The sequence below is a fragment of the Acinetobacter sp. YH01018 genome (assembly GCF_013420295.1).
Taxonomy (GTDB): domain Bacteria; phylum Pseudomonadota; class Gammaproteobacteria; order Pseudomonadales; family Moraxellaceae; genus Acinetobacter.
Map to the genome: position 1 here is coordinate 1 of NZ_VOYL01000038.1, position 14,931 is coordinate 14,931.

General features: G+C 38.8%; 10 protein-coding genes and 2 pseudogenes. 7 read left to right on the forward strand and 5 right to left on the reverse strand.

Features of this window, described 5'->3' with window-relative positions:
* Positions 1–115: 115 nt before the first annotated feature.
* The 5 genes and pseudogenes from FTT83_RS11910 to FTT83_RS11930 all read right to left on the reverse strand — a co-directional run.
* A pseudogene (locus tag FTT83_RS11910) lies at positions 116–265 on the reverse strand (IS3 family transposase); the annotation flags it as partial.
* Between the two features lie 68 nt (positions 266–333).
* A pseudogene (locus FTT83_RS11915) lies at positions 334–687 on the reverse strand (IS982 family transposase); the annotation flags it as partial.
* 241 nt (positions 688–928) lie between these two features.
* Complete coding sequence (locus FTT83_RS11920; protein WP_171263237.1) at positions 929–1,072, reverse strand: hypothetical protein; 144 nt, start codon at positions 1,070–1,072, stop codon at positions 929–931.
* Between the two features lie 294 nt (positions 1,073–1,366).
* The gene (locus FTT83_RS11925; RefSeq protein ID WP_180082421.1) at positions 1,367–2,266 is read right to left on the reverse strand and encodes a ParB/RepB/Spo0J family partition protein; all 900 of its coding nucleotides are present in this window, start codon (positions 2,264–2,266) and stop codon (positions 1,367–1,369) included.
* A gap of 18 nt (positions 2,267–2,284) precedes the next feature.
* Complete coding sequence (locus tag FTT83_RS11930) at positions 2,285–3,070, reverse strand: ParA family protein (protein ID WP_166171951.1); 786 nt, start codon at positions 3,068–3,070, stop codon at positions 2,285–2,287.
* A 904-nt stretch (positions 3,071–3,974) separates the two neighbouring features.
* Between FTT83_RS11930 and FTT83_RS11935 the strand changes: the two genes are divergently transcribed.
* The 7 genes from FTT83_RS11935 (at position 3,975) to FTT83_RS11965 (ending at position 14,914) form a co-directional block, all read left to right on the forward strand.
* Positions 3,975–5,144, forward strand: coding sequence for a replication initiation protein (locus tag FTT83_RS11935; protein WP_180176660.1), 1,170 nt, complete (start codon positions 3,975–3,977; stop codon positions 5,142–5,144).
* A 234-nt stretch (positions 5,145–5,378) separates the two neighbouring features.
* Positions 5,379–6,947 (forward strand): type I restriction-modification system subunit M, encoded by a 1,569-nt coding sequence (locus FTT83_RS11940; RefSeq protein WP_180176659.1) that lies wholly within the window; start codon positions 5,379–5,381, stop codon positions 6,945–6,947.
* Complete coding sequence (locus tag FTT83_RS11945; RefSeq protein ID WP_180176658.1) at positions 6,947–8,122, forward strand: restriction endonuclease subunit S; 1,176 nt, start codon at positions 6,947–6,949, stop codon at positions 8,120–8,122. The genes FTT83_RS11940 and FTT83_RS11945 overlap by 1 nt, the downstream gene beginning before the upstream one ends.
* Before the next feature lie 68 nt (positions 8,123–8,190).
* The gene (locus FTT83_RS11950) at positions 8,191–9,042 is read left to right on the forward strand and encodes an HNH endonuclease (RefSeq protein WP_180176657.1); all 852 of its coding nucleotides are present in this window, start codon (positions 8,191–8,193) and stop codon (positions 9,040–9,042) included.
* Positions 9,043–9,059: 17 nt separating this feature from the next.
* Positions 9,060–9,971 (forward strand): DUF5655 domain-containing protein, encoded by a 912-nt coding sequence (locus FTT83_RS11955; RefSeq protein ID WP_180176656.1) that lies wholly within the window; start codon positions 9,060–9,062, stop codon positions 9,969–9,971.
* Positions 9,972–10,000: 29 nt separating this feature from the next.
* Positions 10,001–12,877, forward strand: a complete 2,877-nt coding sequence (locus tag FTT83_RS11960) for a type I restriction endonuclease subunit R (protein WP_180176655.1) — start codon at positions 10,001–10,003, stop codon at positions 12,875–12,877.
* A 471-nt stretch (positions 12,878–13,348) separates the two neighbouring features.
* Entirely contained in the window at positions 13,349–14,914 is a 1,566-nt protein-coding gene (locus FTT83_RS11965; RefSeq protein ID WP_180176654.1) for a sensor domain-containing diguanylate cyclase, read from the forward strand.
* Positions 14,915–14,931 lie beyond the last annotated feature (17 nt).

Genomic DNA, 14,931 nt, shown 5'->3' on the forward strand with positions numbered 1-14,931 from the left:
CCTTTTCCATAACGCTCACGACCGGGACTTTTGATCCAAGCCGCTTATGGTGGTTTGCTACCTGCTCCTGCAAGCCGATAGCGAGGGGCCATACCCTCATCTCTTACGCCGCTTGCTGCGGCACACTAAAGTCACTGACCCATAGTTGGTTTGGATGATCAGCACTAAAATTACGTTTCACTAAATCATCTGCTCGTTTTTGATCATCTCGGCTACGGGTAGTTTGTTTATTCTTACCACGCCAAACACCTTGTATACCTAGCTTTTACTAAATGAACGATCATCCAAATTGAATTTCATCATTCTCTTTTCACCACACATAAACAGCTTGGTGATCACCTTAGTGGAATCAATGATACTGATTCCTGTATCTTTTCCTTTCACTTGATGGAAGAAACTACTCAAAGCCTGCAAACAACGAGGCATGATTTCAATAAATCGGTTGTAACTCAGAAGTTTAGGAAAAGCAGATTTCCAGAATGGAAGGATCATTTGGCAATAAAAATATTTGAAGAATCTAAACCCGGATTGATGAAATAAAATGACAATGGTCATTGCTTCAGACAAGCTTAAGGCTGACTTTTTTATTCTGGTTTTTTGATCAGAAATTAAGGCTTTCTCTAAAGATTCATTAAATTTTTTGCAGAAATCATCCAATATACAAAATAATTCGGTAATATGATCCATTGAAAAGCCTTGTTTTATAACATTTTGTCTTGAAAACCAATATGTTACAAATACAGGGCTTTTTTTCTACTCTTTTTATATCGAACTCAGGTTATGTAATCAAATAATTATCAGATACCTTTTCTCCCCAGAAAAGCATTTCCCATCTCACTTATAGCATCCTAACCGGAATAGCGAGCTAAATATGGATTGAGAGCTAAATCTATATTATGTAGCGCTCATGTATTTATATAATAGAACTTTATTTCAGGACTTTTTTGATTTTACTGATCAATGCATTGGCAAACTCATAATCATCAAAATCAATATTGATCACCTCTTTATTTCCCTGACTCATTGACAAGGTTTTTATCAGCACTGAAAAAGTATTCGATTCAAGTGGCATAATTTCTGCTGAAACAATATGGTGAGCATTAAGAAAAAATCTTTTTAAATTGAATTAACATTTTTATTTTCGAATAAAAAACCAGAAAATTTATAGCATCTGAATTCAAAAAATATATAAATACTTCAAATTTAAATACTAAGCATGATTTTTTTAGTCACCCATTTTTCTTAAGCTATTTAAATTCTGATTGAGTCAATAATCGTTTAGTTTGAGTACTGCTTATCCTGATTTAGGTGCTAATTGTTCACGACTTAATGAAAAAGGTGTAGCAATTTGCTACACCTTTTTCTATTACTGATTTAGCATTTTTTTCAACAGGTTTTCCAGCTCCTGTAAGTTTTGATCATCAAATTCACTTATCTTTAATGATACTTTTAAAGTATTGTGATCAAACTTGATATTGCCAGCGACTTTCCCCTCATATTCGATTTTATGCACGATTGACGTTTTAATGGGTTGTTTGGTTTCTTTCGATTTGAGAATTTTTTCTGCCAATACTGCCAGTTTTGTTTGCTCTACTTCTTTTTTCAGTAATTTCGCCCAGGCTTCTAGCAGTGCTTTTTTAGCATTGCTGTAATTTTCTTCATAATCGGAGAGAAACTTTTTGACTGCTGTTGCGGCAGTTCGTGCCAGCAATGCCGGTTGTTGCTCTAAATCTTCAATCAGCTCTTGAGGTAATTTTTCGAAAGATAAATATTTATACATATCTTCCCGGTTCATGCCTAAGGATTTTGCCAGTTTTTGCTTGTTCTTTTTTAGTTTCTCATCCAGTGAACTTAAGCCCACATAAATTTCATAATCAGTTAAGTCTTCCCGTTTTAGGTTTTCCGCTAGCGTTAACAGTGCTACTTCTTCATCAGATGCATCAATCACAATCACTTCAATGGTGTTTTTATTGAGAATTTGATGCGCTTTCAAGCGTCTTTCACCAGCGATTAATTCATATTTGTCATGGATCCGTCGCACTGCAATTGGTTGTAACAAGCCAATTTCTTCAATCGATGCTGCCAAGTCTTCTATATCTTGTGGATTAAATATTTTTCTTGGCTGATTTGGGCTTGGCTGGATATCTGTAATTTGTACATTACGACGCAATTCTTTCACATCATTAACATGCTCTTGCTGAGCTTGTTGATGCTTTTGAGTATTTTGCTGTAAACGTTGTGCCAGCAATTCTTTTGTACTTACCATAATATTCTCAGCAGGCTTTTATTCAACACGATTGATGATTTCTTTGGCTAAATCTTGGAAAGCTTTACGAACTTTAGCGTTTTTATCTACACTGAATAAAGGCTGTTGCAAAATTGCGGCCTGATTCACTTTAGTACTCATAGGGATGGTGGTTTTTAACAGTTCACCGACTTGGCTTAAAGCTTCATCTCTAATCAATTTACAGACGTTTTGACGTTCATCATGTTTAATCAACAAGGCGCCTAAAAGTTTTAACTCAGGATTGACCCGTCTGATTTTACTTAAATGGTTAATCAAGTCAGTTACTCCATACAAGCCATATTGTGAACCTGACTCAATTGGTACCATCACATGGGTAGAGGCTGCCAATGCATTACTGGTGAGCAGTTTTAGGCTTGGAGGACAGTCAATCAGGATGAAGTCATACAATCCTTTTAATAATTCCAACTTATTGGAGAGTTCTTCAGATGGTCTTGGGGCATCATCTTTGAGTTGATCTTCAGCTTTACCTAAATTGAGTGAACCATAAATTAAAGAAACGTTTTTGAAATTGGTTTCTTCTTCCAGGGCATCCGATAATAGGTTTAAATCACCCAGTAGTAATTCAGCCGACGTGGTTTCAACTTCACTTGGATGTCTTGATCCGATATGTAAGCTTGCATTGGCCTGAGGATCTAAATCTATCACCAATACTTTATTACCCAAGTCGGCTAGTTCAGACGCTAGATGAACGACTGTGGTTGTTTTTCCACAACCACCTTTATGATTTGCCACTGCAATGATTTTAGTTGACCGAGTTGTCATAATTATCCTCACTTGAGTTATTGTAATATAAAGAACTTTGTAGCAAGTTGCTACACCTTGTTGAGCTTAGTTTGAAGTTATAATCTGATTATGAATAAAAAACAAACAAATTGATTTTTTTATAAAATATAGCTAGCTAATTATAATTAGTATTAATTAATATAATTAGTTAATTATAATTAGAGCACTTTTTTATTTTTTAAAATCAATATCTTATAGATTTTAAAGTGGAAGGTTTGTCACCGAAAAGTGGAAGGTTTGTCACTGAAAGGTGGAAGACTTGTCACTAAAAGGTGGAAGGTCTGTCACTAAAAGGTGGAAGGTCTGTCACTGAAAGGTGGAAGGTCTGTCACTATGGTGGAAGGGTTGTCACGGGTTTAAAAAAAAACTTAAATTTATCTTACAAAATTATTTAAATTCAATATTTTAATCTGTTGATAAGTTGAATTATTTGACCTTAAAGGTGGAAAGCTTGTCATTTTGATATTTTTATCCTGTGGATAAACTGTTTGTTGCTAATTTCATCAAGGCGACTGTACATTTTCACTTCTGGACTGTCTAAAAGTGGAAGCTTTGTCACTATTAAGGTGTATTTTTTATTATTCTTTCCACTTTATTACAGGGCTTAATGGTTTTTTTCCCTTTTTAGCTGACTTAAAGATCTCTGAGAAATATTAAAAGTGGAAGCTTTGTCACTAAAAAGTGAATTTTTAATATAGCTTTCCACTTCATGTTTAAAAAGTGTTTTAAATGGCAAAACAGAGTGACAAGCTTTCCACTCTTAGCTTGGGATTTAAGAGTTTCTTGGCCAAGGATCGGTTTGCCTGAGTTAAAATGGTGGATAATTTGCATGAGATTCCACTTTTGTGTATAACATGTAGAAAATAACTTTTTTTTTCCACCTATGAACAAGCTGAATGAACAAGAAGAAATAGAATACTTACCGTATTGTATTGGCAATATTCGACATAATGGCGTGGTCAGTACCAGCAATCGACTGATCCGACCGATCGAACTGTCATCCAATGAGTACAAAGCGTTACTTTATGCGATGGCAGTGGCCAACTATGGTGAAAAAAATAATCAAGATCGTGAAATTACCGAGCAAACCTACATTTATTTGCATAAAGATGATTTAGGCGAATTGCTGGGTCTGGATAAAAAGAATTCCATTAATGTCGCGATTGACCGGATCTATAAAGAGCTGTCCTCCCGGGTGGCCCATTTTGTCATTGAAGAACCCGTAGATGAAAGCAAGCGCAAGGTTAAAAAAGTCCATTCGGTAGTTCCAATTATTCGAGAACTGCGTTGGGAAGATGATGCCAAAAATGCCTTGCAGATCCGTTTTACCAGTGAAGTACTACCTTATTTTACCCGTCTGGCAAGCGGCAATTTTACCACTTACCAATTAAAGGATTTATTTGCTTTAGACTCGGTAACCAGTATGAGCCTGTATTCCTACTTTATTAAAAACGAGTTCAAATATGCCAATCAAGACTGCTATGAGGTTGAACTGTCACTGGAAAATATCAAGGCACTTACTGACATTGGCGAAAAAAAATATGATCGCTGGGTCGACTTCAGACGTTATGTGCTGGATAAGATTGTTGAAGAAATTAATCAAAGAACCAGCCTTAAACTCGAATATGACACCATCAAGAAAGGCCGTCCTGTGGTGGGTGTGCGCTTTAAAATTGTGAATGGACATACTGAAACGGTGATCCCGCACAGCAACGAAAAGACCCAGATCTACCTGGATGTCGATTTTGATGATAATGCCATTGTGAAAGAGTTGGGGGCAAAGTTCGATCTGACAGTGCGTTCCTGGTATATCTATGCCAATGATCCGAATTATAAACAGTTCAGCAAATGGTTTAAGATCGAAGGTTGCCTCACCGATTCACAGGCCAACGTGATTGTGAACGATATTATGTTTCAAATGGATTTTGCTGTGGCGGGTGCCTCCATGAGTGATTTCAAGAAAGAGATGAAATATAAGCTGAAAAATGATCCCAATTTCGTGCAGGAAAATCGCGAACGTTTGAATGAGATTTTTGGTAAAGAAATTATTTAAAAAGTGTAGCAACTTACTACAACTTTTATGGCAAGGCTTCAAGCCAGATTTTTGGGCCAGTGCTGATTTAAAGCGTGTAGCAACTTGCTACAACATTTATCATCTGTCTCGCATTTCAATGCAATATTTGAAAAAGTACAATCAAAGCGAAAAGTGATGTCACATCGCGCTGAAAGCTTTTGATCATTAAGCTAAACTATACTTATTGTTAAAAATTAAACTGATGGATTCTGCATGACCCAGGTACAACTGCAACAGCTACAAAAACAACTTTGGAATATTGCCAATACTTTGCGCGGCACCATGGGGGCAGATGAATTCCGGGATTACATTCTGGGTTTTATTTTCTTTAAATATTTATCGGAAAAGTCGGTTAATTTTGCTAATGAATTGCTAGATGGCGAAGACCTCAGTTTTCTTGAGCTGGATGAAAACCATCCTGAGCATGTGCCTTATATCGAAGAAATCAAAAAGAATGCAATTGCCGAAGTCGGTTATGCGCTGACGCCAAAACAGCTATTCCATACCTTAGCTGAGCGTGGTCGTCAGGGCGAGTTTATTCTGGATGATTTAACTGCGACTTTAAAATCGATTGAACAAAGTACTTTAGGCACCGACTCTGCCGATGACTTTGCCAACCTGTTTGAAGATCTGGATCTGAATTCGACTAAGCTGGGCAATAATGCCAGTGACCGTAATGAACTGGTGGCGAAAGTCCTCAGTCATTTAGACGACATTGATTTTGATATTTCCAATACTGAAGCCGATGTACTGGGTGATGCTTACGAATACCTGATTGGTGAGTTTGCATCAGGTGCGGGCAAGAAAGCTGGTGAGTTCTATACCCCGCAAACGGTATCGACTTTACTGGCTAAAATTGTCACCCAAGGCAAAGAGCGTTTACGTTCAGTGTATGACCCAACCTGCGGTTCGGGTTCTTTGTTGCTGCGGGTAAAACGTGAAGTCAAAGATGTGGATATGATTTATGGTCAGGAGATGAACCGTACCACTTACAACTTGGCGCGGATGAACATGATTCTGCATGATGTGCATTTTGCCAAGTTCGACATCAAGCAGGAAAATACTTTAACCCGTCCGCAGCATTTAGATAAAAAGTTTGATGCGGTGGTAGCGAATCCGCCATTTTCTGCAAAATGGTCTGCCGATCCGTTATTTTTACAAGATGAACGCTTTGCCGCGTATGGCAAATTGGCGCCAAGTTCTAAAGCCGATATGGCTTTTGTACAGCACATGCTGTATCAACTGGATGACAATGGCACCATGGCGGTGGTGTTACCGCATGGCGTATTGTTCCGTGGTTCGAGTGAGGGCGTGATTCGTCAGTATTTGATTGAACAGATGAACGTGGTGGATGCCATTATTGGTCTACCCGCCAATATTTTCTATGGCACCTCGATTCCGACCTGTATTTTGGTGTTGAAGAAAAACCGTGAGCATAAAGACAATATTTTGTTTATTGATGCCAGCAATGATTTTGAAAAGCAGAAGAATCAAAACAAGTTATTGTCTGAGCATTTGGACCATATTATTGCGGCATTTGAAAAGCGTGAAAATATTGAAAAATATGCGCATGTCGCGACCTTGCAAGAAGTCAAAGATAACGATTACAACCTGAATATTCCGCGTTATGTGGATACCTTTGAAGCGGAAGCCGAGATTGATTTGGATATGATTGCCCAGCAGCTTCAAGCTTTGGAACAAGACAACCAAAAGACCGATGCCATCATTTCGGATTTCTGCAAAGAGCTAGGCATTGCTTCACCGTTTGCGGAGGTGAAGTAATGTCTGTACCTAAGTTACGTTTTAAAGCGTTTGATGGGGATTGGTCTGAAACCTTGTTTCAAGATTTATTTATTTTCAAAAATGGAGTAAATGCATCAAAGGAACAATATGGTTCTGGGATTAAATTCATTAATGTTTTAGATATTATCAATAATCCAAATGGCATTACTTACGATTCAATTATTGGCTCAGTAAATATTACTTCAAAGGAAATTGATAAGAACTTAGTTAAATACGGTGATGTACTTTTTCAAAGAAGTTCTGAAACTCGTGAGGAAGTTGGACAGTCTAATGTTTATCTAGGCAAAGATCCTGTTGTCTTTGGTGGATTTGTGATTCGTGGATCAGCACAAAAGGAATACGATCCAATCTTTATGAATGGTCTCCTAAAGACTGATTCCTTAAGAGATCAAATTACTCAACTCAGTGGTGGAAGTACAAGATTTAATATTGGTCAAGATTCTTTAAATAAGGTTTCTGCTTATCTTCCATTGAAAGAAGAACAAACCAAAATCGCCTCTTTTCTTTCCGCAGTGGATGAAAAGATTAGCCAACTCACGCAAAAACATGAGCTGCTGAGCCAATATAAACAGGGCATGATGCAGAAGCTGTTTAGTCAACAGATTCGTTTTAAAGCGGATGATGGTAGTGAGTTTGGGGAGTGGGAAAATTCATATATTGGTAATGAGTGCAAAATTACTACAGGAAATAAAGATACACAAAATAAAGTAGATGATGGGTTGTATCCGTTTTTTGTGCGATCTCAAACTGTTGAAAAAATTAATTCATACAGTATGGATTGTGAGGCAATTTTGACATCAGGAGATGGTGTTGGCGTTGGGAAAAACTATCATTACATCAATGATAAATTTGATTTTCATCAACGTGTATATTGTCTATACGAGTTTTCTGAAAGACTTATAGGTAAGTATCTATATATTTATTTTTCTAATTATTTTTATGATCGAGTGAAGAGACTATCTGCAAAAAACTCTGTGGATTCTGTTCGAATGGATATGATTTCAAAAATGGAAATTAAATTACCTTGCCTAGAAGAACAAACCAAAATCGCTAATTTCTTACCTGCCATCGACCAAAAACTTGAAGTGGTGGCACAGCAAATTGAACAAGCGAAACAGTGGAAAAAAGGTTTGTTGCAGCAGATGTTTGTTTAAAGGATTTTCCCATCTCCTTTTAGGAGATGAGAAACATCGTTTCGTAAGGGGTAAGGTTGAAAAATAGAATGGCAAATTGGTTAATAAGCGTTAAATACGAAGAATTTGATTTAGAAAGTGCGTATGAAGAATTACCCGTCATTTATTGGAGTAATCACGCAGAAAATCAAAATGCAGGTTTTCAATTAGGGGATCATGTTTATATCTATGTCACTCAACCTGTTTCAAAGGTGATGTATCAATTTAAAGTGCTTGATCAATCAGGTAATAACTATCCAATTGAACAGCGCAAATATTGGAAAATGAAAGAGGAAATTGACTCATATACAGGGAATTTTTCAGTTTTTCAGAAAGTCTGTAAATTGGATAAAACGTCATTGACTCGTGATTATTTTATTCAAAGTGGGTTATTGCCTAAAACGGATACACTCCAAGCAAGAAGAACAGACCGCAACAAAGCGCTCAATCACCCGATTAAATTACTATTAGATTTTATTGCTGATCAATTTCAGACAGATCGTATTGAATACGATTATCCAGATGAAGCAGGTTTAGAAAATGAAACCTTTCCTGAAGGAGCTAAGCAAACGGTTCTAGTGAATAAATATGAGCGTAACCCTGAAGCAAGGGCTAAATGTATAGAAATTCATGGAACACGTTGTTATGTCTGTGGCTTAAGCTTTGAACATATGTATGGCTCATTTGCTAAAGATTTCATCCACGTACATCATCTTAAGCCTTTGCACACGATTGGCGAAGAGTATGAAGTAGATCCTAAAGAGGATCTAAGACCAGTCTGTCCTAACTGTCACGCCATGCTCCATAAAACCGAAAATGGTATTCCAATGACAATTCAGAGATTAAAACTTTTATATAGCGTTTCTTTGAGTAATCCGCTTAGACAAACATTTGAAGAATAAATAATTCGAGATTTTTAATGCAGCTTTATCAAACCCAAGCACAGTCATTAGTAGAACTTATAGAAGATCCTTTTCGTCTGGAAAGAGAGATTCAAAGCCTGTTTGAAAGCAATCTTTACAGTTTTACAGGTTTGGAATTCATCAAGTCCGAGTTCACGATCAAGAACAATCGTATCGATACACTGGCTTTCGATCCCGAAAGTCAGGCCTTCGTAATTATCGAATACAAGCGTGAACGCAATTATAGCGTGATTGATCAAGGCGTTTCTTATCTGAATCTAATGCTCGACTATAAGGCAGATTTTATCGTTGAGTACAATGAGAGCCAGAGCAAACAGCTTAAACGTCAGGATGTGGATTGGTCACAGAGCCGAATCATCTTTGTTTCACCGAGCTTTACCGACTTTCAAAAGCAGTCTACCAACTTTAAAGATTTAGGCATTGAGCTGTGGGAAATCAAACGTTATCAAGGCGGAATTGTTTCAGTCAATCCATTGCAGAAAGCCAAATCAGCGCCTTCAATCAAGCAAGTGCAAAAGGTTGAGTCTGAAGATATTCAAAAGATTGCCAAAGAAATCCAGCAATATGATGAAGCCTATCACTTGGCGGAGAAGTCCGATGACATCAAAGAGCTATATGAGCAATTTAGGGACTCAATTCTGGGCTTAACCACCGATTTAGATGTTCATCCCAAGAAAATGTACATCGCCTTCCGTAAGGGTAAGCGTAACTATGTCTATATGAGTATTGGGACAAAGCAAATTCGCATCTGGCTAAATATGCCTTTTAATCAACTGGATGATCCGAAGCAGATCGCGAAGGATGTGACTAATGTTGGACATTGGGGCAATGGCGATTGTGAAGTGATCGTGTCAGATACAGAAAATTTAGAATATATCTTGAGTTTAATTAAACAAACATTGAAGTGAATAATTTAAGATTTTAGAGGGAAAAGGGAATGACAGTACAAAGCGAATACCAACTTGAAAACGAACTGATCGGCCAGCTACAGCAATTGGGTTATGCCTCAGTCACGCTCAAGGATGAAAGCCAACTACTGTCAAACCTAAAAACCCAGATTGAACAGGTCAATGGCCTAGCACCACTGTCAGAAACTGAATGGAAACAGGTCATCAGCTTTTTAAATACTGGTACAGTATTTGAACGGGCCAAGAATCTGCGTGATCTGTTACCGGTCAAATTTGATGATGGCAGCAGCAGGCACATCTTTTTTCTGTCTGATGATCCAAGCAAAAATATCTATCAGGTGACTAATCAAATCACTATTGACCATCGTGATTACAATGGTCGCACCAGTCGTTTTGATGTGACTCTGCTGGTCAATGGTCTGCCACTGGTACAGATCGAGCTGAAAAAGCGCGGCATGGAAATCGCTGAAGCCTTTAACCAGACTCAGCGTTATACTCGTGAAGCGTATTGGGCAGGGCAAGGGCTATTTGGTTTTATTCAGCTTTTTGTGATTAGTAATGGTGCCAATACCCGTTATTACTCCAACGGCACCACAGGCATCGAGTTTGCCTTTCCTTGGGCTGATATCAGCAACAAACATATCAATGAGATTGTCGACTTTGCCGACGCTTTTCTCAATCAGCAGCATCTGACCCAAATGCTGACCCAGTACATGGTCATGCTGGAAACCACGAAAAGCCTGATGGTGCTGCGTCCCTATCAGATCTATGCAGTACAGAAAATTGTCCAGCAGGTACAAAACTCAAATCAGAACGGCTATATCTGGCATACCACCGGTTCAGGCAAGACCCTGACCTCGTTTAAAGCCAGTCAGATCATCATGCAAATGCCGGACGTGGAAAAAGTCCTGTTTGTGGTGGACAGGAACGACCTGGACACGCAAACCTCACGCGAATTTAATGCCTTTAAAGCCGAAAGTGTCGACAGCACCGATAGCACGCATACTTTGGTCAAGCAGCTGGATCAGCGGCATGACAAACTGATTGTCACTACCATTCAAAAGCTCAATCGCGCCATCAGCACGGATCGCTATCTGGAATACATTGATTATCTCAAAGACCGGAAAGTGGTGTTTATCTTTGATGAATGTCATCGCAGCCAGTTTGGTGAGACCCATCAGAATATCAAGAAGTTCTTTGGCAATGCCCAGATGTTTGGCTTTACTGGAACGCCGATCTTTGAGGAAAACAGCCAGTCTAAAGCCGGCCTGAAACTCACTACAGATTACCTGTTCAATGAATGCCTGCACCAATATGTGATTGTCGATGCGATCCGTGACCGTAACGTGTTGCAGTTCCAGATTGATTACCGGGGTAAATACACGGCCAAGGGCATGCAGCACAACCTCGATTATGATGATGAGGTCGAAGGGATTGATACCCGGGAGCTATATGACAATCCGCAGCGTCTGGAAATGATTGCGCGCTATATTGTCGAGACGCATGATACCAAAACCCGTAATCGTGAATTCACGGCGATGTTCTGTGTCAGTTCGGTCGATACCTTAACCCAGTACTATGAACTGTTTGAAAAGGTTCAGGCCGAGAAACAGCAGCAGGATGAAGAGCAGGGCAGGTTATTTAAACCGCTGACCATTGCGACGATTTTCTCCTATGCCGCCAATGAAGCCGTGCCGGTGGATGAACAGAACGGGCTGATCCATGAAGAAGCGGCAGATATCCCGAGCCAGATCAATCCGTCCAGCCGTGACAAGCTGGATCGCTATATTGCCCAGTACAACCAGCAGTTTAAAACTAACTATAATTCTGGTGATCAGTTCTATGCCTATTACCGTGACATTGCCGATCGGGTCAAAAAGAAACAGATTGATATCCTGCTTGTGGTGAATATGTTTCTGACCGGTTTTGATTCCAAGCCATTGAATACGCTGTATGTCGACAAGAACCTGAAATACCATGGTCTGATTCAGGCATTTTCGCGAACCAACCGCGTCTTTAACGACAAGAAACCTTTCGGCAACATCATCTGTTTCCGTAACCTGAAACGCACCACCGATGAAGCCTTGGCGCTGTTTTCCAACAAAGAAGCACAAAAAGTGGTGCTGGTGCCGAGCTATGAGGAAATCCAGCAGAACTATGAAGCAGCGGTGCAGAAGCTGCTAAATATTACCCCTGATTATCAAAGTGTCGACGAGCTCATCACTGAAGATCAGCAGCTGGCGTTCATTAAAGCCTTTCGAGAAGTGATGCGTTACAACGCCCAGCTGCAAACCTTTATTGAATATGATCAGGACCAGACTGCACTGGATAAACAGCATTTTGCCAACTTTGCGTCCAAGTATGCCGATCTATGTCGTGATGTACGCAAGACCACTAAAAAAGAAAAAGTGTCGGTACTGGACGATGTCGATTTTCAGCTGGACTTACTGCACAGTGACCGGATCAATGTTGGTTATATCATTAACCTGTTACAGCTGGCCGTCAATAGCGGGGACGAGCAGAAGCGCAAGAAGTATGAAGCTCAGGTCTATGACCTGATTGGCAATGAAATCACCCTGTATGACAAGCAGGAGCTGATCCAGAAGTTTATTGAAGAAAACCTGCCCAAGATGATCAATGGCCAGAGCGTACAAACGGCCTTTGCTCAGTTCTGGGATGCTGAAAAAGAACAGGCCTATCAGCATCTCTGTAAAGAGGAAAATCTTAAACCAGAAGCAATGAAAACCGTCCTGGAGCATTATGAGTTCACCAAACGCTTGCCACGCAAGGAAGAATTGAAAGACTTGCCAAATTACAAGGTTAAGCTGTTTGAACGGGAGAACGTGTTTAGCAATCTGCTTGTGAAAACGCGGCAGCTGATTGAAAAGTTTTATATCGGGTTGTAAAAGCAAACAGCGATGTGATCTGACAGGATAAAATTTGAGCTAGTCAAGATCATGCCTGATCAGAGATCGTATTTAACCGATGGATTTATGCTTATGAAAAAAGAAAGGAAATGATCATATACCCATGATGTACCTTGGCTTTTTCTCTGGTAAATAGCCTAAGTATGAGACCTAACTATTCAGCTCATAAATCCGAAATAGTTGGTCAAAGGGTATTAATATCTTTGAGAACAACTGAATAACGCCATTGAAATTGGAGGCTATCTTAGGTCTATTTTGCAGGTTTAGCTAAGTTTTAATTTCTATTCAATAACTTGTCGTGATTTTACTGAGTAGCTTATGCATCGGCACACTCAAACCCGAGGTTGAAAAAATAGCATGCATCGACTTTATTAGACATAAATTTATTAACTTATTTATCAAATGTATTATAAAATATAAATATAGTCACAATAGTTTGGGATCAGGTTTTTGAAACAGATTCTTTTGGCACTTAAATTAAATCTTCGCAAACTGATTTTGATTTCGACTATCCTCAGTGTTTCGTGTTTATTTATTGTTTCTGTATTTATTCTCAATTATGTCATTAAAGACCAATTAATTCAGAATTCACTTTTAGTGAATGTCAAATATGCTTCAAAGGTTGCCAACAGCGCAGATCAGCATTTCGATGATATGCTCAAAGAATTAAAGTATAGTGCTGAGCTGTTAGGGCAGGATTTTTCTAATCCCCAATTAATCCAAGAAGAAGCAAAGCGTCTTAAACATCAATCCAACAAATTTAATAGTGTATTGGTTGTGGATAAGCAAAGTAGAGTTATTTCTTTTGCACCGCAAAGTTTAAACTTGAGTCCCCATATTTTATATAAAACAGTGGGAATTACTGAATCCTTACAGCATAAAAGTATTTATATTTCTCCCCCTTATTGGTCAGTGAGACATAATCTGGTGGTACTCTTGTCTCAACCGATCTATGACCGCAATAAAAAATATCAGGGCATGGTGGGGGGCACGATTTATTTACAAAAAAATAATCTGATCCAGAAAATGCTTTCTACCGAATATGACTTTAAGAAAAGTTATATGTATGTCATTGATCAGGATAATCGAATTATTTTTCATCCCGATCCGAGCAGAATCGGAGAAAAAATTATCAATAATACCGGGCTGGATTATATGATCCGTACTCGCATGGGAAGTGTCCGGTTAATCAATAGTCGGGGAATCGAGAATTTGGCAGGTTTTGCCTACATTCCCAGTGTGAACTGGATTGTCGTCTCCCAGCAACCGACGGAAGAGTTGTTTAGGCAGGCTAACGTTATTCTTTTAAAAGTCTCAGTCGGCATTTTAATTTTTTATATTTTTATTTTTATTATTGTCTGGAGAATGTCGCGCTTTATTTCTTCACCGTTAAATAGCTTGGCAAAAATGGCCAGCATGCTCAATCAGCCTGACATTCAGGAGAACATTAAACAAGTTGATCCTTGGTATTTTGAGGTTTTAAAGTTTAGAACCTCATTGTTACTCAGTTCGCAAACCTTCAGTGAGAAGATTGCTGAATTGCGTCAACATGTGAATACTGATCCACTGACCGGTTTATATAACCGGCGGGGGATGCAAATCTTCTTAAAAGAAGTGATGAACTTAGGACGAGATTTTACTGTGCTAGCGATTGATATCGATTATTTTAAGCAGGTGAATGATCGCTATGGTCATGGTCAAGGAGATGCCGTTTTAAAAACCCTGGCCAGCTTGATGAAAAATAATTTCAGGGATGAAGACATCTGTTGTCGGATAGGAGGAGAGGAATTTATTGTATTAATGACGACTTCAGATACGAAGGTTGCTTATAATGCTGCGGAACGTTTAAGAAAAACAATCGAATCTAGTAACTTCAATTTTATCGAACCTATTACCATATCTGTTGGAATTGCCTTTTGGCCTAAAAGCTCAGATGATGTGACCGAGGTTTTTAAAATGGCTGATAATAAACTTTATCAGGCTAAAAATAACGGACGCAACTGTATCTGTTATTAGGCGGAGAGAGCGTATTG